This is a genomic window from Nitrogeniibacter mangrovi (assembly GCF_010983895.1).
GTDB lineage: Bacteria > Pseudomonadota > Gammaproteobacteria > Burkholderiales > Rhodocyclaceae > Nitrogeniibacter > Nitrogeniibacter mangrovi.
Window position 1 is genome coordinate 3,240,986 of record NZ_CP048836.1, and the last position, 26,093, is coordinate 3,267,078.

Sequence of the window (26,093 nt, forward strand, 5' to 3'; positions counted from 1 at the left end):
TGCGCCGGCCCTGCGGCGCGCGGCCGCGGGCAACGCCCACGGCAACATCGACACCCCAGCAGCGGAAATAAAGCGGCACGCACATACCTTTGCCCAGGGACACCCCGCCCCATCAATGGTTGGAAGGACGTTGAGGCAGGTCTCCTGGCTTTCGGGTCGTCATGCCCCATCCGCCTTCCCGGATCGCTCCAGTGGCGTGGATGGACGAGGCACTCGCCGATGACAGTTGCGGGGGCAGCTCCGGACTTCAGGCGGTGGGCCTGGCACCGGATTCCCTTTTCATCCCTCGATGAGGGAACCATCAACGTCGGCCAGTCTAGGACCGGCCCATCAATGACGTCAAGAAAAAACTACCTGCAGTGATATTTGGCCAGTTATCCACTACATCTAGTAGCTTCAGGCTCAAGCCAGCAGATTGCGCACGCGCAGCCCCTGCTCGGCCAGGTGCTGCAGCAGTTCGTGCTGGTGGTCGAGATCGCGGGTCTCCATCTGCAGGATCACCTCGGTCATGCCCACCGGCACATGCAGTTCGCCGCGGCGGTGTTCCACATGGCGGATGTTCATGCCCAGCGCGGCCACCTCGCGGATCAGCCGCAGCAGATGACCGGGCGCGTCGGAGATGGTGACCGCCACGCTCATGAGCCGGCCCGAGGAGGCCAGGCCGTAGTCGATGGAGCGGCCCACCAGCGCCATGTCGATGTTGCCGCCGGAGATCACGCACACCACCCGGTCGTCGGGCGCCAGCGCGATCCTGCCCTGCATGAGCGCCGCCAGGCCGACCACGCCGGCGCCCTCGCCGATGGTGCGGGTGCGCTCCAGCAGGGTGACGATGGCCTCGGCGATGGCGTTGTCGTCCACGGTCACGATCTGGTCCACATGGGCCGCGATCACCTGGCGGGTGAGCTCGCCCGGGCGCTTGACCTTGATGCCGTCGGCGATGGTGTGCGCGCCCGCCGGCACCGGCTCGAGCCCGCCGTCGAGCAGAAAATGGCGGTACGGCGCCACCGTCTCGGTCTGCACCCCGACGATGCGGATCGCCGGGTGCTGCAGCTTGAGGGCCAGCGCGATGCCCGAGATCAGCCCGCCGCCGCCCAGCGGCACCACCGCCACCGTCATGTCCGGCGCATCCTCCAGCATCTCCAGCCCGCAGCTGGCCTGGCCGGCGATCACGTCCCAGTCGTCATAGGGATGGAGGAACACGTAGCCGGACTCGTCCGCCATGCGCCGCGCCATCTTGGTGGCCGCCTCCAGGGTCTCGCCCTCGAGCACGATGCGCGCCCCCAGGCGCCGGCACGACTCGATCTTGGTCAGCGGCGCGTTGGCCGGCATCACCACCGTCACCGGCAGCCCGGCCAGCATCCCGGCGCGCGCCACGCCCTGGGCGTGATTCCCCGCCGAGGCCGCGATCACCCCCGGCGGCGGCGCGCCGGCAGCCAGCAGACGCGCGATCTTGTGGGTGGCGCCGCGGATCTTGAACGAGCCGGTGCGCTGCAGGTTTTCCAGCTTGAGCTGCAGATGCACGCCCAGATCCTGCGACAGGGGCTCGTTGGTCCACTGCGCGGTGCGGATCACCGCCTCGCCCATGCGGGCGCGGGCGTCGTGGAGCGCGGACAGGTCGAGGGGAAGGGAACAAGCGGCGCGTGCGGTCATGGGCACCTCGTGTGCGGTCGTCGCGGCAGGATCTGCCTGCTTTCAAGCATAGTCCGTCCCGGCCCGGCACGACCCGTGTCCGCCACTGGACCACCCGCGCGCCAACGCCGGCGGAAGGCGTCCGGCAGATGTGGTAACGTCCTCGAAAACCGCGCCATCCATAACGACACCAGCCGGCGCGCGCCACCCCGACCCGGAGACATCGCATGCGTTCGACCCCGTCCGCCCGGACCCCCCGGCCGCCCGCCGGACACTGACCCGTCCATGGACACGCTCCAGGCCTTCCTCGCCTTCCTGCAGCCGTGGGAATTCTCGCCCGCGGTGCTGGCGCTGTGCCTCGGCGCCATGGGGCTCTACGCGCGCGGGCTGTGGCGCACGGCGGCGGCCGAGCGGCCCCACCCGGCGCGGCGGATCGCGTTCTTCACCGGCTGGACGCTGATCTATCTGGTGATGCAGACGCAGTACGACTACCTGTCGCAGCACATGTTCTTCATCCACCGCCTGCAGCATCTGGTGCTGCATCACCTCGGCCCTTTCCTGATCGCCCTGTCGGCGCCGCTGGCGACCCTGGCGCGGGGCCTGCCGGACCGGCTCGGCGACCGGGTGTTCGCGCCGTTCTGGCGCCACCCGATCACCCGCACCCTGTACCGGTGGATCCAGAACCCGGTGCTGGCGCCGGTGCTGTTCGTGGGCCTGATCTACCTGTGGCTGACGCCGTCGATCCATTTCGCGGCCATGCTCAGCGAGCGCTACTACGCGCTCATGAACTGGAGCATGCTGCTCGACGGCCTGCTGTTCTGGTCGCTGGTGCTCGACCCGCGCTCGCGCCGCGACGGTGCGCTGCTGGGCTTCGGGCTGCGCATCGCCATCGTGCTGCTGGCGATCCCGCCGCAGATCCTGATCGGCTCCTTCATCGGCCTGAGCCAGAAGGATCTGTTCGACGTCTATCAGGTGTGCGGCCGCGCCTGGGCCATGGATGCGCACACCGACCAGATCTGGGGCGGGCTCATCACCTGGATCCCGGCCTCGATGATGCACGTGATCGGCGCGCTGATCCTGATCGGGCGCTGGATGCGCTCGGACGAAGGCCCCTCCCGGCGCCGCCGGCTCGCCGAGGCCAACGCCCGCAGGAGTGCCGCATGAGCCCGCTTCGCCTGCTGCGCACGCTCCTGATCGTGGCCGCCGCGCTCGCGCTCGGCGCCTGCCGGCCGCAGGGCCCCTGGCAACTGAACCGCATCGACGGCCTGATGCCCGACCTGAGCTTCGCGATGACCGACGATCGCGGCCGGCCGGTGAGCGCGGAAGACTATCGCGGCAAACCGGTGCTGCTGTTCTTCGGCTACACCTCCTGCCCCGACGTGTGCGCCTCCACCCTGGCGCGCCTGGCCGGCGCCATCGGCCAGGTGCCCGGCGGGCCGGATGCGGTCACGGTGCTGTTCGTGAGCGTGGACCCGAGCCGCGACAGCGCCGAGCGGCTGCGCCGCTATGTCGGCGTCTTCGGCCCGGAGTTCATCGGCCTGCGCGGCTCGGACGATGCCCTCGACGCCCTGGTGCGGCGCTACCGGGTCACCTATGCCTACGGCAAGCCGGACGCCGACGGCCAGTACGACGTCATCCACAGCAGCGGCGTGTTCATCTTCGACGGCCAGGGCCGGGCGCGCCTGCTGGCCGGGCCCAACGACTGGTCGGCGCCGATCGCCGCCGACCTCAAGCGCCTGCTCGAAGGGGCGCGGACGCCCCCGGCGAGCTGAGTCCTCCGACCCCCTGACCCCGCTTTTTCAGCCGAATCCGGTTCGCCGGACTATGCTGGGTTAGGACCACCGCCCCGGGGGGCAGTGCGGGGCGGCATCCCATCCCAACAAGGAGGACGCTGCCATGAAAGGACTGAAACGCCTGTATTTTCTCTTGCCGGACGTGGACACCACGCGCCGGATCGTCGACGAGCTGCTGCTCGCCCGTGTGCCCTACGAGCGCATCCACATCCTGGCCGCGCCGCACACCCCGATGGAGTCCCTGCCCGAGGCCGGGCTGAGCCAGCGTACCGACCTGGTGCCCGCCATCGAGCGCGGCATCGCGGTCGGCGGCAGCGTCGGCCTGCTCGCCGGGCTGGCCGCGGTGGCCTTTCCGCTCGGCCCGCTGGCGGCGGGCGGCGCGGTGCTGTTCGGCGCCCTGGGCGGCGCCGGCTTCGGCGCCTGGGTGTCGGCCATGGTCGGGGTGAGCCTGCCCAATTCGCGCCTGGAGCGCTTCGAACAGGCCATCTCCGGCGGCCATCTGCTCATGATGGTGGACGTCCCCAGGCAGCAGACCGACGAGTTCGAGGATCTGGTCCGCCGCCATCACCCGGAGGCGAGCATCGAGGGCGCAGAGCCGACCATCCCCGCGTTTCCTTAGGGGGTCGCCCAGCGCCGCAACAGGTTGTGATAGATGCCGGTGAGCCGCAGCAGCTGCGGATCGTCGGCGCCGACGCGGGCCTGCAGCGCCTGGATGGACTGGTCGAGATCGAACAGCAGGGTGCGGTCGGCGTCGAGGCGCACCAGGCTCTCGATCCAGAAGAAGGCCGCCACCCGCGCCCCGCGGGTCACCGGCGCGACCCGATGCAGGCTGCTCGACGGATACAGCACCAGGTCGCCGGCCTCGAGCCTGACCGGCTGGATGCCGAAGGGCCCCTCGATCTCCAGTTCGCCCCCGTCGTACTCGTCCGGCGCGGCCAGGAACAGGGTGGCCGACAGATCGGTGCGCACCGTCACCGCGGTGCCCGGCACCGGCATGATCGCGCTGTCCACATGGGCGCCGTAGCTGCCGCCATCGGCATAGCGGTTGAATTTGGGCGGATAGATCTTCGCCGGCAGGGCGGCGGAGATGAACAGCGGATGGCTGCCGAGCCGGCGCAGGATCGCGTTGCCCAGCTCGACCGCCAGCGGGCTGGCATCGTCCAGCTGCCGGTTGCGCTTCACATGGCGCGCGATGGTGCCGGCGGTGGCCTGGCCGTCGCGCCAGTCGGCGGCGTCGAGGCGGGTGCGCATGGCGCCCACCTCGTCGGGCGAGAGCACCTTGTGGATCGGAATCAGCACGGGGCGGCCTCGCACAGCAGATCGGGGGTGATGTCGGCGAGGGTGGCGCAGCCGGCCAGGGCCATGCACAGCTCCAGTTCCTCGCGCAGCAGGCGGATCATGTGGGCCACGCCGAGGGCGCCGGCCACCGCCAGGGCGTACATCTGCAGGCGCCCGACGAGCACCGCGTCGGCCCCCAGCGCGAGGGCCGTGAAGACGTCGCTGCCGGCGCGGATGCCGCTGTCGAGCAGCACCGGATAGCCCGGCCCCACGGCGGCGCGGACCGCCGCCAGCACATCGAGGCTCGCCGGCACCCCGTCGAGGGCGCGACCACCGTGGTTGGAGACGATCAGCCCGGCCACGCCGGCGCGCTGCAACGCGCGCGCGTCGTCGGCGCGCAGCACGCCCTTGACCAGCACCGGCAACCCGGTCACGTCCATGAGCCAGGCCAGATCCGCGGCGGTGGGCGCCTCGCGCATCATGCCGTCGAGGATGCGGCTCTGCGTCGGCGCCAGCACCCGGCCCTCGGGCGCCGGGTAGCCGGCCAGGTTCGCCGTGCCGGCGGACTCGGGCAGGGTGAAGCCGGCCCGGCGGGCGGCGCGGCCGGGGCTCTGCACCGGCGCATCGACGGTGAGCACGATGGCTTCGAAGCCGACGCGTTCGGCGCGGCGCACCAGGTCGGCCGTCACCTCGCGCGAGGGCTGCATGTAGAGCTGAAACCAGCGCGGACCACCGACGGCGGCGACCTCTTCGAGCGGGCAGCTGGCCAGGGTGCTGGCCACCATCACGGTGTCCGTGGCTTCGGCGCCGCGGGCGCTGTGCACCTCGCCGTGCGCATGCACCAGGCCCTGGCAGGCCACCGGCGCGAGCAGCAGCGGATGCGCCCGGGGGCGACCGAGCAGCGCGGTGCGGGTGTGGCCGCCGCATACGTCGCGCAGCAGGCGCGGCAGCACGCCGCGGCGCGCGAAGGCCTGGCGGTTGGCCGCCAGGCTGCGTTCGTCGCCGCTGCCCCCGGCGATGTAGGCCAGGGTGGCGGGGTCGATGAACGCGCGGGCGACGGTTTCGTAGTCCGCCGCACACAGGATGTCGGGCGGGATCCGGTCAAGAGGCGCCCGGGGGCGCCGGATGTCGTGCATGGCCTCTCCCGCGCACCACGGCCGCCCGGCACGCCGGGCAGCGCGAGGCGCGCTCAGAAGTCGTAGTTGAAGGTCAGGCGGGCGCTGCGCGCGTCGCCCAGGTACATGAAGGCGCCGGAGCGATAGGCCGACAGGTAGTAGGTCTCGTCGGTGACGTTGCCGATGTTCAGGCGGGCGCTCAGATTGCGGTTGAAGCGGTACGCGGCGAACAGGTCGAGCACCGTGTAGTCCGGCACCTTGACGCTGAGCTGCTCGGGCGATTCGGGCGTACCCGAGTACTTGCGCCCCTGGTAGGTGACATTGCCACCGACGGTGAATACCGGCGTCACCGCGTAGCTCAGCAACACCGACGCGGAAGTCTCGGGGAAGTTGGTGAGCCCGGCGCCCACCCGCGTGTCGTCCTGCGACTTGAGCCACTTGGCGTTCATGATCGCCAGGCCCGCCTGGGCACTCAGCCGTTCGGTGAGATTGCCCGCCAGGCCGAATTCGACGCCGCGCACCCGGTACTTGCCGGTGTTGATGGCGCCGATGTCGGTGTAGCTGGCGCCGCCGACGATCTCCATCACGTCGCTTTTGGTCACCTGGAAGAAGGCGGCGGTGAGCAGCAGCTTGCCGCGATTGACGTTCCACTTGGTGCCCAGCTCGATGTTCTCCGACAGCTCCGGCTTGCTCTGGGCGAACAGGGCCTGGCGCTCGGCGGTGCTCAGGGTGCCGGAGGGGCCGGTGCTGGGCACGCAGATGCCGCCGTAGTCGCACGAGGACACATCCGACTCGCCGCCGTTGAAATCGCTGGCCGTGCTGTAGGTCAGATACACGTTGGCGTCCGGGCGGAACTGCCAGGTGAGGCCGAGATGGCCGTTCCACAGGCCGTCGTCGAGTTTCCATTCGGTGGTCACGCCGTTGCGGTCGGTCACCACGTTGCGATAGTCGAAGCGGTCATAGCGCAGGCCGGCAAACAGGGTCCATTCATCGGTGAGATCGACGGTGTCCATGGCCGCGAGCGAAATCGTCTTCACGTTCCAGTCGATGTCCGGATCACCTTTGCTGATCTGCCGGTTCAGCACCGAGTTGATGCCGTCGATGGTGTTGCCGGAGGGGTCGACGATGCAGGTGCTGGCGCGCGGCCCGCTGCGCCCGGCGGTGATGCAGTTGGTGGCGTTGGTGACGTCGTACTGACCGTTGAGCACGCTGTGGTCGGTGTATTCCAGACTGAAGATGAACTGGTGGAATTGCTCGCCCAGCTCACGATCGAGGTAGAGGTTGGTCTGGTTGGCGAAGTATTCCACCTCCTGCCAACCCTGGTGGGTACTGAGCGACACCGTGTCGTACACACCGTTGGGGTCGGTCGGGTCGGTGGTGGTGGCGCGCGCGCCGGTGGCCACATAGCCGTTGGTGGTGGTGCCGTAGCGGGTCAGGTTGGTCACGCGCGTGTCGCCGTCGATGTAGTAGCGCGCGCGCAGGGTGTAGGTGTCGATTTCCGATTCGAGAAAATCCTGCTCCTGCGCATAGACGGGGATGTGCTTCGTCGGCTTGCGCTGGTCGTCGAGCCAGCTGCCCAGGTCGGGCCGGTCGTCGCTGTCGAGGTGGTAGTAGTCGGCCGTCAGGTCGAGCGTGTCGGTCGGGCGCAGGTTGTAGGAGAGGGCCACGCCGTTGCGCTCGCGGTCGGCCGGTCCGCGATCCGGCACCTCCTGGTAGGCATGCAGCAGGTTGATGCGCACGGCCGACATGTCGTTGATGACGACGTTGCTGTCGGCGGTCAGGCGCCGATAGTCGTCGGTGCCGATGCCGGCCGACAGCTTATTGAAGCCGACGTCGGTGGTGGCCTGCTTGGTGATGGCGTTGATCGCCCCGCCCGTGGCACCGCGCCCGGCAAAGGTCGAGCTCGGCCCCTTGGTGATCTCCAGCTGCTCGACCGCGAAGCTCTCGCGCACCGTCATGCCCGGGTCGCGCAGGCCGTCCACGAACACGTCGGAGCGGGCCTCCTGGCCACGGATGATGTAGCGGTCGCCGAAGGCGTTGCCGTTCTCGCCGGTACCCAGGGTGATGCCCGGCTGGGCACGCAGGATGTCGCGCAGGTCCGAGCGGCCGGTGTCCTGCATCTGCTGGCCGGTCAGCACGGTGATGGTCTGGGGTGTCTCGGCGATCGGCTTCACATGGCGCTCGTCACCCGAGGTGCGGGCCTTGTAGGGCGCGCCGGGTTCGGCATCCGGATTGGGGTCGATGGCCTCGCCCACCACCTGGACCGGGGCCAGCGTGGCGGGCGCCTCGGCGGACTGGGCCATGGCCATGGGCATGAGGGCGAAGGTGGAGACACCGAGGGCCAGGCCGGTACGGGCCATGGCGCCAGCCGATGCCGTGGCCGGCACGCGGAAGCTGGCCGGAATGCAGGGTTTGCGGGTTTGTCGTGTCATCTCTGTGAGCAGCGTTCGCCACCGCGACGGGACACGCACGGACCTTCGCTTTGCGCGCGGACGCCCGTTCCGGAGGAACGGACGGACACGCGGATCGGCCGGGCCAGGCGCATCTTGCCAACGATGAAGGGTTGAAAACGGCTGGCTGGCGTCGGGCTGGCTACCGGGGCGGGCCGGCGGAAAAACCACCGGCGTCGAAGTTCATCGACTTCGTTATTGCGAATGCGAATCTATGTCATTTATCTCCTTCCTGCAAGCTTGATCTTTCTCAACACCCCGCGTGCAAACCAAGACAGGAGCGGACTCAAGCGGTTAGCATGATGTCAAGGAGGCCACCCGCGCCCATGTCCGCTCACCAGATCGCGTCCATGCACCGTATCGGCACCATCGAAGCCGTTCAGGGCCCGGTGGTGGACATCGTCTGCGAGCGCACGCCGCCCCTGCACCAGGCCCTGTGGACGCAACCCGACGGCGAGCCATGCCGGCTTGAAGTGTTCCGCGAACTGGGCGAGCGCCATGTGCGCGCCATCGCCCTGCATCGCACCACCGGCCTGGCGCGCGGCCTGCCGGTGATGGACGGCGGCGGGCCGCTGCAGGTGCCCGTGGGCCCCGAGTGCCTCGGCCGCATGCTCGACGTGTTCGGCGCGCCGCTCGACGGCCAGCCCCCCTTCCCCGCCACCGAACACCGTCCCCTCGTCGCCCCGCCCGGCCCGCTGGCCCAGGCGCGCGCGGCCGAGCGCGTGCTCGAGACCGGCATCAAGGTCATCGACCTGCTGTGCCCCTTCGTGCGCGGCGGCAAGACCGGGCTGTTCGGCGGCGCCGGGGTGGGCAAGACGGTGCTGATCACCGAGTTCATGAACGCCGTGATCCAGCTCCACCAGGGGGTGTCGGTGTTCGCCGGCATCGGCGAGCGCATCCGCGAAGGCCACGAGCTGTGGCACGACATGCGCGCCGCCGGGGTGATGCCGCGCACTGTGATGGTGTTCGGCCAGATGGACGAGTCGCCCGGGGTGCGCTTTCGCGTTGGGCTCACCGGCCTCACCTATGCCGAATACCTGCGCGACACCACCGCCCGCGACGTGCTGCTGCTCATCGACAACGTGTTCCGCTTCGTACAGGCGGGCAGCGAGATCTCCGGCCTGCTCGGGCGCATGCCGGCCACCGTGGGCTACCAGCCGACCCTGCTCTCCGAGGTGGCCGAGTTGCAGGAGCGCATCGCCTCGAGCACCGCCGGCAGCATCACCTCGGTGCAGGCGGTGTACGTGCCCGCCGACGACATGACCGACCCGGCGGTGAGCGCCATCTTCAGCCACCTGGACACCATGGTGGTGCTCTCGCGCCAGCAGGCGGCCAAGGGCATCTACCCGGCGGTCGATCCGCTCGCCTCGACCAGCAAGATGATGGATCGCCACTTCCTCGGCGAGCGCCACTACCGGGTGGCCGAGGCGGTGCGCGAACACCTGGCCCGCTACAAGGAACTGGAAGACATCATCGCCATGCTGGGCATGGAAGCGCTGTCGGAAACCGACCGGCAGGTGGTGGGCCGCGCCCGCCGGCTGCAGCGCTACCTCACCCAGCCCTTCCATGTGGTCGCCCAGCACACCGGCATCGCCGGCACCTCGGTGCCGCTGGAGACCACCCTGGCCGACTGCGAAGGCTTCATCGACGGGCGCTTCGACGCCCTGAGCGAAGCCGACTGCTACATGCGCGGCGCCATGGAGCCGGCCCCATGACGGGCTTTCGCCTCACCCTCGCCTGCCCGCGCCGGGTCGAGCACATCGACGCGGTGGCAAGCTTCGTGGGCACCGACGCCTCGGGCCGTTTCGGCATCCTCGCCGGGCGCACCCCGCTGATCACGGTGCTGCGCTTCGGCCTCGCCCGCTTTCGGGTGGCCGGCGCCGCCGACTGGCGCTACCTCGCCCTGCCCGGCGGCACCCTGCATTTTGCCGACAACGCGCTCGCCATCGCCTGCCGTCATTTCACCCTCGGCGACGACGCCGCCGCCCTGCAGGCCGCGCTCACCGAAGGCGCCCGCTGCGAGGACGAACGCCGCGCCGACCTGCGCCACAACCTCGACCGCTTCGAGCAGACGCTCATGCAGCGGCTGTGGGAGTTGGAACGATGAACGCCGCCGGCCCCGAACAATCCCAGCGCGACCAGCTCGACGACGCCGTGCGCCAGGACTGCGAACGCCTCGAAGCGGCCGAGCGCGAGCGCCGCACGGTGCTGGGCTACACGGTGTTCATGGGCACCATCGCCGGCCTGTTCGTGGTGCCGGTGGTGGCCGGCGCCTACCTGGGCCGCTGGCTCGACGGCCTCGCGCCGGGCTACTCGGTGCGCTGGACGGTGAGCCTGATCCTGCTCGGGGTGTTCTTCGGCGCGGTCAATGTGTATCGCTTCATCAAGGAACATCGATGAACGAGGAAGCCATCGTGTTCGCGCTCGGCCCGCTGGCCATCACCCGCCCGGTGGTCACCACCTGGGTGGTGATGGCGGTGCTGGTGGCCTTCTGCGCCCTCGTCACCCGGCGCCTCAAGCTCGAACCCGACCGCTGGCAGACGGTGCTCGAAGGGGTGGTCGACACCATCCACCGCACCGTGGAGGAGACCCTGCCCGGCCACGGCCTGCGCCTCATGCCCTTCATCGGCAGCCTGTGGATCTTCCTCGCCATCGCCAACCTGGTGGGCATCCTGCCCGGCGCCACCTCGCCCACGGGCGACCTGTCCACCACCTCGGCGCTGGCGATTCTGGTGTTCGCCTCGGTGCATTGGTACGGGCTCACCAGCGAGGGGCCGCGCGCCTACCTGCGCCACTACCTGCAACCGAGCCCGATCATGCTGCCCTTCCACATCGTCAGCGAGATCTCGCGCACGGTGGCCCTGGCGGTGCGCCTGTTCGGCAACGTCATGAGTCTGGAGACCGCCGCCGTGCTGGTGCTGCTGGTGGCCGGCTTCCTCGTGCCGGTGCCGGTGCTCGCCCTGCACATCGTCGAAGCGCTGGTGCAGGCCTACATCTTCGGCATGCTCGCCCTGGTGTACATCTCGGGCGGCATCCAGTCCCAGCAACGCCTTTCCCAGGATCAGGATCTGACTCACGGAGCCTCGTCATGAGCGACATGACCTATTTCACCTCGCTGTCGACCGTCGGCGCGCTGTTCGCCATCGCCCTCGGCGTGTTCTTCCCCGCGCTGGCCATGGGCCGCGCCATCAGCCAGGCGCTGGACGCCATCGCCCGCCAGCCCGAGGCCGAGAAATCCATCTCGCGGCTGCTGTTCATCGGCCTGGCCATGATCGAGTCGCTCGCCATCTACGTGCTGGTGGTGGTGCTGATCGTCCTGTTCCGCAATCCGTTGCTTGAATATCTCGTCAAATAACAATCGCTGGCCAAAGCAATGAAATTTGGGGTCGGCGCCGCGAACGCGCCCGGAACTTTCTGGACAGCACGACGCACGTCACTCCTCCCCCTTCAAGGGGGAGGTTGGGAGGGGGATGGGGTTTGATGGTGGAGCCGATGAATCAAGCTGAAACCGATGTGAACCCCATCCCCACCCCAACCCTCCCCTTGAAGGGGAGGGAGTGGACTACGGGCCCTGCGCCCGGTTCGGTGCTGGATCATCCAGCCGGATAAGGAAAGAACATGCAACTCGACTGGACGACCTTCCTCCTCCAGATCATCAACTTCCTGGTGCTGGTGTGGCTGCTCAAGCGCTTTCTCTACCGCCCGGTGATGGACGTGATCGCCCGGCGTCAGGCCGCCATCGACCAGTCGGTGGCCGACGCGCGCGCCACCGAGGCCAACGCCCGATCCCTGCGCGCCGACTACGAGGCCAGACTCGCCGAGCTGGACACCCAGCACGCCCGTCAGCTGGCGAAGCTGGCCGACGAGATCGCCCAGGAACGACAACGGCGCATGGACCGGCTCGACGCCGACATGGCTACCGAACGCGAGAAGCGCGCCGCGCTGGCCGAGCATGAGGCCGCCGAGCGCCAGCGCAAGGCCGACATGGCCGCCCACCGGCAGGCCAGCGCCTTCGTGAGCCGCCTGCTCGGCCGCCTGGGCGACGCGCATCTGGACCGCCGCCTGCTCGACATGCTCATCGACGACCTGCCGCACCTGCCCGCGCACCAGCGCGACGGCCTGCGCGAGGCCGCCGCCGCCCCGGACGCGCAACTGCGCGTGACCAGCGCCCGCCCCCTCGACGCGTCGGCCCGGCACGCGCTGGAGAGTGCCCTGGCCGAGCCCGCCGGCCGGCCCCTGGGCGCCGACTACGCCACCGACGACACCCTGCTGGCCGGCGTGCGCGTCACCCTCGGCCCCTGGCTGCTCGCCGCCACCCTGGCCGACGAGCTCGACTACTTCCGCGCCGGAGCGCGCCATGCCGGTTGAGGCCGCCCCCCTCGACTACCGCCCCGCCCTGCGCGTCATCGAGCGCGGCCGGGTCAGCTCGGTGGGCGACGGCATCGTCTGGATCGAGGGCCTGCCCTCGGCGCGCATGGACGGCATCGTCAAGATCGACGACGGCTCCGAGGCGCTGGTCTTCCACCTCACGCCGGAGCGGCTCGGCGCCATCCTGCTCATCAGCACACCGGCGCTCATGGCCGGCTGCGAGGCGCGCCTGTCGGACGAGGCGCTCACCATGCCGGCCACCGACGCCCTGCTCGGCCGGGTGGTGGACCCGCTCGCCTGCCCGCTGGACGACGGCGGCCCCGTCGAAGGCAACGGCCACCGCCCGGTGGACGGCCCCTCGCCCCCCATCGTCGCGCGCGACTTCGTCGACCGGCCGCTCTACACCGGCAGCAAGGTGGTCGACACCCTCATCCCCATCGGCCGCGGCCAGCGCCAGCTGCTGATCGGCGACAACGGCACCGGCAAGAGCGCGCTGGCGCTCGACGCGGTCATCGCCCAGCGCGACCAGGGCGTGCGCTGCGTGTATGTGCTCATCGGCCAGAAGCGCTCCTCGGTGGTGCAGACCATCGACACCCTGCGCGCCCACGACGCGCTCGCTTTCACCACCCTCGTGGTGGCCGAGGCCACCGCCAGCCCGGGCATCAAGTACCTCGCCCCCTTCGCCGGCTGCGCAATCGCCGAGGGCTGGATGGCCGCCGGCCACGACACCCTGGTGGTCTATGACGACCTCACCACCCACGCCCGCGCCTACCGCGAGCTATCGCTGCTGCTGCGCCGCCCGCCCGGGCGCGAGGCCTATCCGGCCGACATCTTCTATCTGCACGCCCGCCTGCTGGAGCGCTCCACCCGGCTGGCGGCCGAGCACGGCGGCGGCAGCATGACCGCCCTGCCCATCGCCGAGACCGAGCAGGGCGAGATCGCCGCCTACATCCCCACCAACCTCATCTCCATCACCGACGGGCAGATCCATTTCGACGCCGCCCTGTTCGCCCGCGGCGTACTGCCGGCCATCGACATCACCCGCTCGGTATCGCGCATCGGCGGCAAGGCCCAGCACGAAGCCATCGGCCGCGAAGCCGGGCGCATGAAGCTCGACTACCTGCAGTTTCTCGAACTGGAAGTGTTCACCCGCTTCGGCGCCAAGCTCGACGCCGGCATGAGCGCGCGCATCGCCCGCGGGCGGCTGCTGCGCGCCATCCTCGCGCAGGACCGGCTCGACCCGCACACCCCGCGCGACCAGCTCGCCTGGATGATCGCCTGCAACGAAAACCGGCTCGACGGCCTCGACGGCGACGCCCTGCACACCACCTTGACGCAGCTGCGCGACGCCGTGGCCGCCAGCGAACTGACGCTCGACTCGCCGCGCCAGGACTGGCTCGACGCCGTTCGCCGCACGCTGGGCCACGCCCCGTGAGCAAGCGACGAGAACTGGTCCGCCACATCGACAGCCTCACCGACATCGGCGAGCTGCTCGGCGCCATGCGCAGCCTCGCCCTGGCCGAAAGCCGCCGCATCGCCACCTTCATCGACGCCCAGCGCGACAGCGCCACCATCGTGCGCCAGGCCTACGCCCAGGTGCTGCACGACCATGGCCACCACTGGCAGCAACCCGCCATCCACGGCCGCGTCGTCTGCGTCATCGGCACCGAACGCGGCTTTTGCGGCGACCTCAACCAGCGCCTGGTCGCAGACGCCCTGGGCACCACCGCCGACACCGAGGCCACCCGCTGGCTGCTCATCGGCACCCGCCTGGCCGACGCCTGGCCCGCCGACGCCCCCACGCCCGAAGCCCGCCTCGGCGGCGCCGGCATGGCCGACGAAGTGCTCGCCGTGCAAACCGCCCTGGTCGCCGCGCTCACCCCCTGCTCGCCGAACGCGCCGACGCCCTGCCCGCACTGGTCATCCACCACGCGGGGTCCGACGGCATCGCCCACGTCCCCCTCCTGCCCATCCCCGCCGGCACCCAGACCCTGCCACCGCGCAGCCACCCGGTGGACATCCACCTCCCCCCGCCCGCCCTGCAGGCCGCCCTGCTCGACCAATACCTCGACATGGCCCTCAGCGGCCTCCTGCTCGAAGCCCTGCTGCACGAAAACGAACAACGCCTCGCCCACATGGACCAGGCCCGACGCAACGTGGACGACCGCCTCGACACCCTGGGCCGCCGCGCCAACCGGGCGCGTCAGGAGGAGATCACGGAGGAGATCGAGATCATCTTGCTGGCGGGGGCGGTGGAGGGGGAAGGAGCGGCGGGGTGAGAGGCAAGATGTCGGGCCATTGCTGCCGTTGGCTTACATAGCTCGGATTGCCTGCAATGCTTTGCTTACCTGCCTCCAACTATGACCCTAAATGAATACAGCTCTTGCCTGGGCAATGCGCTCGCCCCAGAATTAGCTGCTATCTGACCTAAGGCGAACGCCCCACCATCCATGAGATCTGAAGATCCGACCATTGGCGCCCGAATGCGCGGCCTTGTTTCAAACGCTCTTGCCAGCGTGAAGAGCTGCGGCTTCGATGCCCTAAATTTGCTTTTTGGCGATCGATGGCGAGGCGTCAAAATTCTGAAGCGACGGATTCCCCTAAAGGTGAGACACGTCGCCATCCGCGAAACCGACGCCGAACTGCGTTCCGCGACGCAGAGGCAAGTGCTTGCTGGGAGTCTGTGAGTGCAGTTCGTCACCGATGGACCCGACATCCCCGACGAACTCTTGCAGGCGCACGAGGAAGGCCGCGTAGTGTTTTTCTGCGGCGCTGGTATTTCTTACCCCGCGGGCCTTCCTGGCTTCAAGGGACTGGTGGAGCAAATCTACCAACTGAACGGTACAACGCTCTCGGTCATCGAGCGCGAGGCCTTCGACCGAGGGCAGTTCGATGCCACACTGGATCTGATGGAACGGCGCCTGCCCGGCCAGCGATTGGCCCTACGGCGAGCACTGGCACAGGTATTGAAACCAAAACTCCGGCGAAAGGGCGCCACCGACACTCAAGCTGCGCTGTTGCGCCTGGCGCGCAGTCGCGAGGGCGCACTGCGTCTGGTCACCACCAACTTCGATCGCATCTTTCAAGTGGCCGCCAAACGAACGGACCAAGCGTTCCAAGCCTACCCGGCTCCGATGCTGCCGATTCCGAAGAACAGCCGCTGGGACGGGCTGGTGTATCTACATGGCCTGCTGCCCGAGAAGACAGACGACACGGCCTTGAACCGACTGGTGGTCACCAGCGGTGATTTCGGCTTGGCCTACCTGACAGAACGATGGGCGGCGCGCTTCGTGAGCGAGTTGTTCCGTAACTACGTAGTCTGCTTCGTCGGCTACAGCATCAACGACCCGGTATTGCGCTACATGATGGATGCGCTGGCCGCCGACCGGATGCTGGGTGAGATCACACCGCAGGCCTGGGCACTAGGTGATTGTGAGCCGGGGCAGGAGCACCGGAAAACCATCGAGTGGGAGGCCAAGGGCGTCACGCCCATCCTTTACACCGTACCGGCTGAGAGCTACGACCATTCGGCGCTGCATCAGACCCTTCACGCTTGGGCAGACACCTACCGCGATGGCGTGCAGGGCAAAGAAGCCATCGTCGTCAAACATGCTCTGGCCCGACCGCAGGACAGCACGCGACAGGACGATTTCGTTGGCCGGATGCTGTGGGCCTTGTCGGATAAATCAGGTTTGCCGGCACAACACTTTGCGGACCTAAATCCCGTCCCACCGCTGGACTGGCTGCTGGAGGCATTCTCGGACGAGCGTTTTCAGTACAGCGATCTGCCTCGCTTCCATATTCCGCCTCACGACGAAGTCGACTCCAGACTCCGATTCAGTCTGATTCGGCGGCCTGCTCCCTACGACCGCGCTCCGCCGATGCTGCTGGCTTCTGGAGGCGTCAACGGTAGCCAGTGGGATGACGTGATGTTCCATCTGGCTCGCTGGCTGGTTCGTCATCTGGATGATCCCAGGCTGATCATCTGGATCGCAGAACGCGGCGGGCAAATGCACGACCGTTGGCCGTGGCTGATCGAGCACGAACTGGATCGCTTTGCAGCACTGGAGCGTGATGGCAAGACTTTCGAGCGGGATGAAATTCTCTTACATGCCCCCAAGGCTATTCCCGGCCCCTTGATGCGCGCCTTGTGGCGGCTGCTGCTCAGCGGCCGGGTAAAATCACCGTGGCACGATCCGGATTTGTACCGCTGGCAAGGTCGTCTGAACCGCGAGGGCTTGACCGCCACAGTGCGCCTAGAGTTGCGCGAGCTGCTCGCCCCCAAGGTGGTGTTGAAGAAGCCGTTTCGCTGGAGCGACGACGATTCGAACAGCTCTGGCGAGCCTGTTCGGGTCAAGCAATTGGTGGACTGGGAGCTGGTGCTGGCCGCCGATCACGTGCATTCAACACTGCGCGACCTTGCCGACGAGCCATGGAAATCTGCTTTGCCGCACCTGTTGGAAGATTTCCAGCAGTTGTTGCGCGACGCACTGGACCTGTTGCGAGAGTTGGGCGAGGCCGACGACCGTAGCGACCGCTCGCATTGGGATCTGTCCTCCATCACGCCCCACTGGCAGAACCGAGGTTTCCGCGACTGGGTGAGCCTGATCGAATTGCTGCGCGATGCCTGGCTGGCTGTTCGCGCCAACGACAGCACGCGTGCTACGCGCATCGCCCAAACTTGGTTTGATTTGCCGTACCCCACCTTCAAACGCTTGGCCCTGTTCGCCGCCAGCCACGACGATTGCATCCCTCCTGAGCAGTGGGTGGGCTGGCTTCTGGCTGACGACGCGTGGTGGCTGTGGACCGTGGATTTGGGTCGCGAGGTGTTCAGGCTGTTCGTCCTGCAAGGGCGGCGTTTGGCAGGGGCTGCACAAGAACGTCTTGAGGCTGCCATCTTGGCGGGCCCACCGCGCGAAATGTACCGGGATGATCTGGAGGCAGATCGATGGCAAGACTTGGTGGCCCGTTCCGTCTGGCTGCATCTGGCCAAGTTGAACGCCTCAAACATTGTTTTGGGTGCTTCTGCTGCGGCGCGCTTGGCGGAAATATCCAAAGCCTATCCGCAATGGCAGTTGGCGACCAACGAGCGTGACGAGTTCTCGCACTGGATGAGCGGCACCGGCGACCCGGATTATGAAGACAGCCGGGACGTCGACATTGCGCCCCGCAAGCGGCAGGAACTGGTGCAATGGCTCACAAAGCCGATGCCCGAACGGCGGCCTTTCTACGAAGACACGTGGCGTGAGGTTTGCCGCTCCCGCTTCTTTCACAGTTTGTCCGCCCTGTGCGATCTAGCACGGACTAACGTGTGGCCCGCTGGCCGATGGCGCGAAGCTCTGCAGGCTTGGGCTGAAGAAGGCATGGTGTTGCGCTCCTGGCGATACGCCGCACCGTTGGTGCAGAACATGCCCGATGACGTACTTCAGGAGATTGACCACGCTGTCACCTGGTGGATGGACGCGGCCTCCAAATCCATCAGCCGGCACGAGGACATCCTCCTGAACCTTTGCCGCCGCGTGCTGGCACTGCCGCTGGAAACCGGCTCTGGTTCCCGCATCATCCGAAATGGCGTCGAGACCTATGACCCTGTCGGCTCGGCGATCAACCATCCCATCGGGCATGCCACGCAGGCCCTGATCAACCTGTGGTTCAAGCAGAACCCGAACGACAACGACCTGCTACCAGCGGACCTCAAGCGGATCTTCACCGCACTGTGCGATGTGCAGGTGGATCGCTTCTGCCACGGCCGGGTGTTGCTGGGTTCGCGGTTGATCGCATTTTTCCGTGTGGACCGCCCCTGGACTGAACAGCACCTCTTGCCGTTGTTTGGCTGGAGCAATCCCGTCGAAGCAAAAGCCGTGTGGGAAGGTTTCCTCTGGTCGCCACGCCTGTACCAGCCATTGATGACCGCCTTCAAGTCGCAGTTCCTGGATAGTGCGAACCGCTATGCCGATCTGGGCGAACACCGCCAGCAATTCGCGACCTTCCTGACCTACGCTGCATTGGGCCCAACCGAGGGATACACCGCGGAGGAGTTCCGGTCTGCAATCGGCACACTGCCGCAAGAAGGGCTGGAAGAGTCCGCCCAGGCGCTGACGCAAGCGCTCGAAGGTGCGGCCGGTCAGCGTGAGGACTATTGGAAGAATCGTGCCCAGCCATTCTGGCAGCAGGTCTGGCCAAAATCCCGCGACCTGGCCACCCCGCGCATCGCCGAGTCCTTGACTCGGCTGGTTATTGCAGCCCGAGGCGAATTCCCGGCAGCTTTGGTTGCGGTGCAGGACTGGCTTCAGCCGATCGATCACCCGGACTATGTCGTGCATCTGTTGCACGAGTCGGGTTTGTGCAGACAATTCTCTGCCGAGGCATTGCAGTTGCTGAATGCAGTGATTTACGACCAACAGTGGGGACCGCGGGAGTTGGGTAAATGCTTAGATGAAATTGTGCAAGCCGCGCCACAGCTTGCACAAGACGGTCGTTATTTGCGACTTCGCGAATATTCACGGAGGCGGGGTATCCAAGGCAGCCGTTGAACGCGCTGTAGACTTGAGCGGCAGGTAACCAGCCTACTGCCGACCGACCAGGGGGACTCCACCATCGTCCGCAGAGGCCGATATGCCGACGTACACGTGATTGATGGATGCGCACGCGACCCAGGCGCTCTTGGTGCGCGCTTTTGTTTTGTCGACGAAATCCTCATGATCATGCGGATTCATTGAGGCAGGTGGCGGCCGCCGTGGCGGTTGCCCGGGCGGCGCGCCATGGCCCACGGCCCTCAGTCGGGGGTGTTTTCCCCTGCGGTGGCACGCAACCACTGGAGCAGTGCGGCGAAGAGCCGCTCGGGCTCCACGGGTTTGACGATGACGTCGTTCATGCCCGCCTCGAGGCACTGGCGCCGGTCCTCGGCGAAGGCGTTGGCGGTCATGGCGAGGATGGGGCGGGACGCCCAGCCGGGCAGGCGCCGGATGGCGCGGGTGGCGTCCAGTCCGCCCATGCGCGGCATTTGCATGTCCATGAGGACGAGATCGAAGGCTTCGCGGCCGGCGATGTCGACGGCCTCGGCGCCGTCGCTGGCGACGGTGATGCGCACGCCGGTCTCCTCCAGCAGGGCGACGGCCACTTCCTGGTTCAGGGGTTCGTCGTCCACCACGAGGACGCGGGCGCCCGCGAAGTCCGCCTGCAGGGCTGCGAGCGTGCCGGCTTCGTCGAGCCCGTCGCCGGGCTGCGCGGTGGCGGAGCCGTCGCCGACGTCGAACTGCGCGGTGAACCAGAAGGTGCTGCCCGCCCCCGGCGTGCTGCGGCCGCCGGCGTCGCCGCCCATGAGGCGGGCGAGCCGGCGGGTGATGGTGAGCCCGAGCCCGGTGCCGCCGGCTTTGCGGGTCGCGGTCCCGTCGCCCTGCTCGAAGGAGCCGAACAGGCCTTCGAGGCGCTCGGGCGGAATGCCCACGCCGGTGTCCTCGACCTCGACGCGCACCTGCGCGCCCTCCGCCTCCGGTGGCGACACCTGCACCCGGATGCTGACCTCGCCCTGATCGGTGAACTTGACCGCATTGCCGGCCAGATTGAGCACGCCCTGGGCGAAGCGGGTGGCGTCGCCGATGAGGTGGAACGGTGGCGTGGGGCAGTCGACCCGCAGGCGCAGGCCCTTGGCCGCGGCGCGATCGGCAAGCATCGAGGCCACGTTGTCGATCACCGCCGCGACGTCGAACGGGGCAGGCGACAGGACGAGCTTGTCCGCCTCGATCTTCGACAGGTCGAGGATGTCGCTGATGACCGCGAGCAGGTGGTCGGCCGCGCCGTCGATCTTGGTGAGCAGTTCCATCTGCGCCGGGTCGGCCAGCTGGCGGCGCAGGATGTGGGCCATGCCGACGATGGCGTTGAGCGGGGTGCGGATTTCGTGGCTCATGTTGGCCAGAAACACGCTCTTGGCCCGATTGGCGTGATCGGCCCGCCGGTTGGCGTCCATGAGTTCGTCCATCTTTTCGTGCAGCGGCGAGATGTCGATGTGGCAGCCGACCATGCGCAGCGGCGCACCGTCCTCGCCCCACTCGACCACCCGCCCGGCGCAGATCACCCACACTGTCGAGCCGTCCTTGTGGCGACAGCGGATTTCGTTGTAGTAGGGCTCGCGGCCGTGGCTGTCCACATGGCGCTTGAACACCGCCTGCACCCCCGGCCGGTCTTCGGGGAAGATCAGTGCCTGCCGCGTCTCGGGCGTGTCGGGCAGCGCGTCGTCGGCGTAGCCGAACATGTGCTTGAAGGTCGGGCTCAGGTACTCGGTGCCCTCGACAATGTTCCAGTCCCAGTAACCCGCCATCAAGGATTCGAGCACGCTCTGGAGCACATCGAGCTCGCGCTCGAGGAAGCGGCGCCGCTGCTCGCGCGCCTCGGCCGCCTTCCGCTCGGTGATGTCCTCGGTGAACAGGAGGATGCCCCCCACCGTGCCCTCGCCGGTCTGCCAGGGCCGTATCTCCCAGCGCAGCCACTGTTCGCTGCCGTCGGCACGCTCGAATCGGTCCTCGTCGTCGAGGACCACCTCGCCGTCGAGGCCACGGCGGTGCGCCGCCTTCCACGCCTCGGGGATCTCGGGGAACACCTCGTAGTGGGAGCGGCCGATGGGTGCGGCCTCGCCGAGGCCGTAGTCTTCGCACCAGCGCCGGCTCACCGCCAGGTAGCGCATGTCGCGGTCGAACATGGCGACCGCCGCCGGCAGGTGTTCGACGAACAGGCGCAGCCGCGCCTCGCTGGCCCTGAGCTCGCTCGTGGCCCGGCGCGCGGCGGACACGTCCGCCACCGAGGCCAGGGTCACCCGCTGCCCGTCCATGTCGAAGGACGAGAGGCTGATCTCGACGGGGAAGCGGCTGCCGTCCAGGCGCACCGCCTCGAGATCCGGCCGACCGGCCATGGTGCGATGCTGGTCGCCGTGTTCGAGGAAGGCGCGGTGGTGGCCGGCATGGTGGCCACGCACCTCCTCGGGCACCAGCGCTTCGATGCGCCGGCCGACCAGCCCCTGCGGCGGGTAGCCGAACATGGCCTCGGCCCGGGGGTTGGCCATCAGGATCCGCCCTTCGATATCGGAGACGAACAGCGCTTCCACGCTGGCCTCCCACATCCGCTCGAAGCGCTTCTCGCTGTCCTGCTGCGCGACCTGGGCGCGATGCAGTTCGGAGACATCGGAGAAGGTGAGCACCGCCCCCGCGGTGGCGCCAGCCTCGTCGCGATAGGGGTCGATGCGCATCAGATAGTGGAACTCGCCCTCGTGCACCGGTTCGAGCACCGACTGGCCGGTGTCGATCACCTGGCGGATCTGCTCGCGCAGCGACGGCAGCTCCAGGTGGCAGGGCACGCCGAACAGGAACTGGCCCCGATCGCCGTCGACCATGCCGAAGATGCGCGTGGCCAGCTCGTTGTAACGCGTGATCCGGCCCTCGCGGTCCACCACCACGAGGCTGGTGCGCACCGAGTTCTGGATGTTGCCGAGGGTGGTGGACAGCTGCGCCGACTCCAGCGACTTGACGCGCAACTCCTCGTTGAGCGTGGTCAGCTCTTCGTTGGAGGCCTGCAGTTCCTCGTTGGAGGCCTGCAGCTCCTCGGTCGATGCCTGCAGTTCCTCCTGCATGGACTGCAGTTCCTCGTTGGAGGCCTCGAACTTGTCGATCACCGCCTGCAGATGCTCGCGGGTGTCCGCAAGCTCTTGCTGAAGCCGCAGGGTATCCGCGTCTGCAGCCTCGGGTGACGAGGCACCCGCCGGCAGCGCCACTTCTTCGAAGATCACCAGGTAGGCCGGCCCTTCGACGCCGCGATGTGCGCCAACGCGCCGGAAATGCGGCCGGATCCGCAGGGGCGCTCCGTCCACTTTCAGCTCCACGCTCAAGCCTTCCAGCACATCCATCTGGTCCTGGACGGCCCGATAACACAGGGCCTTGAGCTCGTTGCGCAGTTCGGGCAGGCACAACGCAAAGGCCGTGAAGTCGGCCCGACCGTCGGGCAACGCGAAGAAGCGCTGCGATCGCCCGAAAAAGTGCATGGGCTCGAAATCGGTGTTGAGCAGCACGGCGGGCGTCGCCATTTCGGCGAGCGCCTCGAGTGCATCGGAAACCAGTTGTTGCCGCTCGCTGGGCATGTGTGCAGGTGGCATGTGGGGCAGTTTGATGTTGGCGGGCAGGGCCAGACGTGAGCCGTGAATCATCGGCGCCTTCCCGCTGGGGCAGCGTCGGTAGAGCTTGGCATCGGCGTTGATGGGGTCGAAGCCGGGGGTCTTGAAATGCACCGACTCGCTCTTGCCGAGCAGGAGCAGGCCGTCCGGCTCGAGGGCGTAGTGGAACCGGTGGATCAGCTCCACCTGTTGCGCCGGATTGAAATAGATGAGCAGGTTGCGGCAGCTGACCAGATCCAGACGGATGAAGGGCGGATGGACGGTCAGATCGTGCGGGGTGAACACGCAACGCTCACGCAGCGCTTTCCTGACCCGCCAGCCGTTGTCCTCGCGCACGAACCATCGCTGCAGGCGCTCGGGGGACACGCCGGCCAGTTCGGCCTCGGTGTATCGACCGACGCGGGCGTAGGCCAGCGCGGCCTGGTCGATGTCACTGGCGAAGATGCGCACGTCGAACGTGGGGAGGCGTTCGCCCAGCGATTCGGCCACCAGCATGGCCACGGAATAGGCTTCCTCGCCGGTGGCGCACCCGGGTATCCAGACCCGCACCGGGGCGCCGGGCGACTTCTCCGCGATCCGCTGGCGCAAGGCCGCTTCGAGCGCCGCGAACACCGGCGCATCGCGGAAGAACGACGACACCGAGATCATGAAGCAGTGCATCAGCCGCCGCGCTTCGTCCGCATGCCGGCGCACGTAGTCGAGATACTCCCCCAGGGACACGATGCCCAGCGCCACATGGCGACGCGTGGTCTGGCGTCGTAAGGTGCTCTCCTTGTAGCAGTTGAGGTCGACGCCGGCAGCCTCGCGCACGTGCGCGAACAACTCGGCGAACAGATCGGCGGTGCGCGCTTGCGCCGGATCCGCCGGCGCGTGCGCGGGCGCACCGCGCTCGTTGCACCAGGCGGCGATTTCTTCAGTGGTGCCGATGTGGTCCACACACCCCGTGTCGATGGCTGCTTCGGGCATGCCCGGCTGAAGCGCCTCTTCCGGCAGCTGTGCCATGACCACCCCGCCCGCGCGACTGACCGCGCTCGCCCCCGCGGCCCCGTCCCGCCCGGCGCCCGAGAGCACCACCGCGATGACACGGCGGTCTCCGATCCCGGCCAGGGACAGGAAAAAGCGGTCGATGCTCGGCGTGACGATGGCCTGCGGGTCCGGCGGGCACAGGACGAGGCGGCCGCCCACCAGTTCGACGTCATGACCGGGTGGCACCACATAGATGTGATCGGCCTCGACGGGCTCATCCCCGCTCAGCGTGATCACCGGCAGGCGGCTGGTGCCAGCGAGCAGTTCCGCCAGCGGGCTGGCGACCTCGGGGGCATGGTGTTGGGCGACGACGAAGGCCTTGTCGCCGCTCGGCTCGAGCGCACGGACGATCGGCCGCAGTGCCTGCAGCCCGCCTGCCGAGGCGCCGATGCCGACAATACGACAAGCGGGCAGGTCCGTCTCCTTCATGCCGATGCCACCATCGTGTCCCCCTGTGTGCGCTCAAGGTCCCCGCTGGCGAGTGACTCAGGGTCGACACCCGGGAGCCGCGCATTTTTTCACGACTCGTGCAGCATAACCATAATCAGGATGCGGGTAAATTGACGTGACTCAAGGCATCGGCCGCTGGCGGCGCCACGGTAGCGATTCGGCCCTATTCCGCGTCGAGCGCCTGCTCCATCGCCGAGAGGAGGTTCTCCGGCGACTGCGCGCCCGAGACGGCGAGGCGCTGGTTGAAGACAAAGAAGGGCACGCCCTGGATGCCCAGCGACTTGACCTGTTCGAAGACCGCCTTGACCTCGTCGGTGGCGTCGTCGCCGGCGAGCCAGTCGGCCAGGTCCTTGTCCTGCACGCCGGCCAGCTGGGCGATGGTGGCGAGCTGTTTGGGGTCGCCGATGTTCTTGCCGGCCTCGAAGTAGGCGGAAAAGATGTATTGGGCGAGCTTGGAGGTGAGCACCGGGTCGGCCCCCACGGCCTGCAGCTGGAGCATCAGCCGATGGGCCGGCAGGGTGCTGGGGCGCAGGCTGATCTTGTCGAAGGCGAAGTGCACGCCGTCGGCCTCGCCGGCCTGGCTGACCTGGGCCTGCACTTCGGCCACGGCCTCGGCGCTGCCGAACTTCTTCTCCAGATAGCTTTGATAGTCGTAGCCTTCGGGCGGGGTGGTGTCGTCGAGGAAGAAGGGCAGGCGCTGGATTTCGACCTGCACGTCGGGGCGTTTGGCGGCCAGCTGTTGCAGGGCCGTGCGCAAGCGGGTTTCGCCCACGTGGCACCAGGGGCAGATGAAGTCGGCGATCAGGTCGATGTGCAGGGTCATGACGGTCCTTGGGGCGCCCGGCGGCGCGTGGGTGCGTGATGCACCCGACCCTAACACGTCTGGCAGGTGGCGTCGTCCCGTCGGCGGGCGACGCGGGTGGGCATGGGCGCGACCGCGGCCAGGTCGTCGGCCCATTCGCGCAGGCGCGACTGCGCGTGGGCGATCTGGGCCGGCTGCGCCATGGCGAGCAGCCCGACCCAGAAGCGGCGGTACACCGCGCGCTGCCGGACCGCTTCGGCGGCGACGGCCGGCGGGCGGTCCTGAGGCGGGTCGGGAATCCACGCCGCCAGGCCCTCGGGCGGGTCGTGGCGCAGGATATCGAGCAACTGCGCCTGGCGCCGCACCCGCTCGCGCTGCCAGAGGGTGTCGTCCAGACGCACCGCCTCGCTGCGGGCGATGTAGATCTGCTGGGCGTCGGTGAGCTCGCCGAACCAGTCGGTCAGCTCGTCGACGATCTGCTCGGTGCGGCGCTGCACGCGCTGCTCGGGGGACTCGTCGGCACGGGTCTGTGCCCACTCGGCGCGGCGTTCGGCCAGATGGGCATCGAGCGCGCTCAGTTGCGCGGGGGTCATGCGCGGCCAGCGCGCCGCCAGTTCGTCACCGAAATGCCGGCCGACCGCGCGGGCGTGGCCCTCCATGGCGGCGAAGACCCATTCCACGTCGGCCTCGCCCACCGGCCGCCCCAGGCGCGTGGCCGCCTCGTCCATGAGCCCCACCAGCTCGGCCCGGGCGTGGGCCACATGCCATTGCCAGGTGGCGTCCAGGGCCGCGCGCACGGCGTCCTGCTGCGGCCCGGGCAGGTCGAAGCGTTCGTCGATCCACCAGGCGGCGATCAGCGGCGCGTTGCGATAGCCGAGCGACACGGTGCTGCAGCCCGACGGGGCCAGCAGCATCACGACGAGGCAAACGAAGGCGAACGCGGCACGCATGGCATTTTTGGCAGGGCATGAGTGAACAAAGTTCCTGTCATGCACGCGTGCGCCCCCGGTCAACTTTCCGGGATAG

Annotated in this window: 19 protein-coding genes and 1 riboswitch; of the genes, 12 read left to right on the plus strand and 7 right to left on the minus strand. The window is 68.1% G+C overall.

The features are described from left to right. Positions 1-118: 118 nt before the first annotated feature. Positions 119-318, minus strand: a riboswitch (cobalamin riboswitch). An 84-nt stretch (positions 319-402) separates the two neighbouring features. Beyond that, positions 403-1,650, minus strand: coding sequence for a threonine ammonia-lyase (gene ilvA, locus G3580_RS15065; protein ID WP_173766860.1), 1,248 nt, complete (start codon positions 1,648-1,650; stop codon positions 403-405). A 264-nt stretch (positions 1,651-1,914) separates the two neighbouring features. On the opposite strand from ilvA, the gene G3580_RS15070 reads away from it, so the two are divergent. From G3580_RS15070 to G3580_RS15080, 3 genes are all read left to right on the plus strand, one after another. Continuing rightward, complete coding sequence (locus G3580_RS15070; protein ID WP_173766862.1) at positions 1,915-2,793, plus strand: cytochrome c oxidase assembly protein; 879 nt, start codon at positions 1,915-1,917, stop codon at positions 2,791-2,793. After that, positions 2,790-3,401 (plus strand): SCO family protein, encoded by a 612-nt coding sequence (locus G3580_RS15075; protein ID WP_173766864.1) that lies wholly within the window; start codon positions 2,790-2,792, stop codon positions 3,399-3,401. The genes G3580_RS15070 and G3580_RS15075 overlap by 4 nt, the downstream gene beginning before the upstream one ends. Before the next feature lie 124 nt (positions 3,402-3,525). Then, positions 3,526-4,041, plus strand: coding sequence for a DUF1269 domain-containing protein (locus G3580_RS15080; RefSeq protein WP_217424505.1), 516 nt, complete (start codon positions 3,526-3,528; stop codon positions 4,039-4,041). On the opposite strand, the gene G3580_RS15085 is transcribed toward G3580_RS15080, so the two are convergent. Genes G3580_RS15085 through G3580_RS15095 form a run of 3 tightly spaced genes read right to left on the minus strand, consistent with a single transcriptional unit; the run spans position 4,038 to position 8,247 of the window. Beyond that, positions 4,038-4,721, minus strand: coding sequence for a Fe2+-dependent dioxygenase (locus G3580_RS15085; protein ID WP_173766866.1), 684 nt, complete (start codon positions 4,719-4,721; stop codon positions 4,038-4,040). The two genes, G3580_RS15080 and G3580_RS15085, sit on opposite strands and share 4 nt — an antisense overlap. Next, positions 4,715-5,836 carry an alpha-hydroxy acid oxidase gene (locus tag G3580_RS15090; RefSeq protein ID WP_173766868.1) on the minus strand — a complete coding sequence of 374 codons (1,122 nt, stop codon included), beginning with the start codon at positions 5,834-5,836 and terminating at the stop codon, positions 4,715-4,717. The genes G3580_RS15085 and G3580_RS15090 overlap by 7 nt, the downstream gene beginning before the upstream one ends. A gap of 53 nt (positions 5,837-5,889) precedes the next feature. Then, a complete protein-coding gene (locus G3580_RS15095; RefSeq protein WP_173766870.1) occupies positions 5,890-8,247 on the minus strand; it encodes a TonB-dependent receptor in 2,358 nt (785 codons plus the stop codon). A 344-nt stretch (positions 8,248-8,591) separates the two neighbouring features. Here G3580_RS15095 and atpD point away from each other — a divergent pair, with 344 nt between their 5' ends. The 9 genes from atpD to dsr1 all read left to right on the plus strand — a co-directional run bounded on the left by atpD (position 8,592) and on the right by dsr1 (position 19,166). Then, the gene (atpD, locus tag G3580_RS15100) at positions 8,592-9,980 is read left to right on the plus strand and encodes a F0F1 ATP synthase subunit beta (protein WP_173766872.1); all 1,389 of its coding nucleotides are present in this window, start codon (positions 8,592-8,594) and stop codon (positions 9,978-9,980) included. Beyond that, a complete protein-coding gene (locus G3580_RS15105) occupies positions 9,977-10,372 on the plus strand; it encodes a F0F1 ATP synthase subunit epsilon (protein WP_173766874.1) in 396 nt (131 codons plus the stop codon). Before atpD ends, G3580_RS15105 begins: the two co-directional genes overlap by 4 nt. Beyond that, positions 10,369-10,665: an AtpZ/AtpI family protein gene (locus G3580_RS15110; protein WP_173766876.1), complete on the plus strand. Its 297-nt coding sequence runs from the start codon at positions 10,369-10,371 to the stop codon at positions 10,663-10,665. Before G3580_RS15105 ends, G3580_RS15110 begins: the two co-directional genes overlap by 4 nt. Further along, complete coding sequence (locus tag G3580_RS15115) at positions 10,662-11,357, plus strand: F0F1 ATP synthase subunit A (protein WP_173766878.1); 696 nt, start codon at positions 10,662-10,664, stop codon at positions 11,355-11,357. Before G3580_RS15110 ends, G3580_RS15115 begins: the two co-directional genes overlap by 4 nt. Further along, entirely contained in the window at positions 11,354-11,620 is a 267-nt protein-coding gene (locus G3580_RS15120; protein ID WP_173766880.1) for an ATP synthase subunit c family protein, read from the plus strand. Before G3580_RS15115 ends, G3580_RS15120 begins: the two co-directional genes overlap by 4 nt. A 263-nt stretch (positions 11,621-11,883) precedes the next feature. After that, positions 11,884-12,633 (plus strand): F0F1 ATP synthase subunit delta, encoded by a 750-nt coding sequence (locus tag G3580_RS15125; RefSeq protein WP_173766882.1) that lies wholly within the window; start codon positions 11,884-11,886, stop codon positions 12,631-12,633. After that, a complete protein-coding gene (locus G3580_RS15130; protein WP_173766883.1) occupies positions 12,623-14,068 on the plus strand; it encodes a F0F1 ATP synthase subunit alpha in 1,446 nt (481 codons plus the stop codon). The genes G3580_RS15125 and G3580_RS15130 overlap by 11 nt, the downstream gene beginning before the upstream one ends. Before the next feature lie 244 nt (positions 14,069-14,312). After that, positions 14,313-14,912 (plus strand): F0F1 ATP synthase subunit gamma, encoded by a 600-nt coding sequence (locus tag G3580_RS20115; RefSeq protein ID WP_228720684.1) that lies wholly within the window; start codon positions 14,313-14,315, stop codon positions 14,910-14,912. A gap of 408 nt (positions 14,913-15,320) precedes the next feature. Beyond that, positions 15,321-19,166: an anti-phage defense-associated sirtuin Dsr1 gene (gene dsr1 / locus G3580_RS15140; protein ID WP_173766886.1), complete on the plus strand. Its 3,846-nt coding sequence runs from the start codon at positions 15,321-15,323 to the stop codon at positions 19,164-19,166. Between the two features lie 242 nt (positions 19,167-19,408). On the opposite strand, the gene G3580_RS15145 is transcribed toward dsr1, so the two are convergent. The 3 genes from G3580_RS15145 to G3580_RS15155 all read right to left on the minus strand — a co-directional run bounded on the left by G3580_RS15145 (position 19,409) and on the right by G3580_RS15155 (position 26,017). After that, the gene (locus G3580_RS15145) at positions 19,409-24,244 is read right to left on the minus strand and encodes a PAS domain S-box protein (protein WP_173766888.1); all 4,836 of its coding nucleotides are present in this window, start codon (positions 24,242-24,244) and stop codon (positions 19,409-19,411) included. Positions 24,245-24,428: 184 nt separating this feature from the next. Continuing rightward, positions 24,429-25,088: a DsbA family oxidoreductase gene (locus tag G3580_RS15150; protein WP_173766890.1), complete on the minus strand. Its 660-nt coding sequence runs from the start codon at positions 25,086-25,088 to the stop codon at positions 24,429-24,431. 50 nt (positions 25,089-25,138) lie between these two features. After that, on the minus strand, positions 25,139-26,017 hold the full coding sequence (locus G3580_RS15155) for a DUF6279 family lipoprotein (RefSeq protein ID WP_173766892.1): 879 nt from the start codon (positions 26,015-26,017) through the stop codon (positions 25,139-25,141). Between the last annotated feature and the right edge of the window lie 76 nt (positions 26,018-26,093).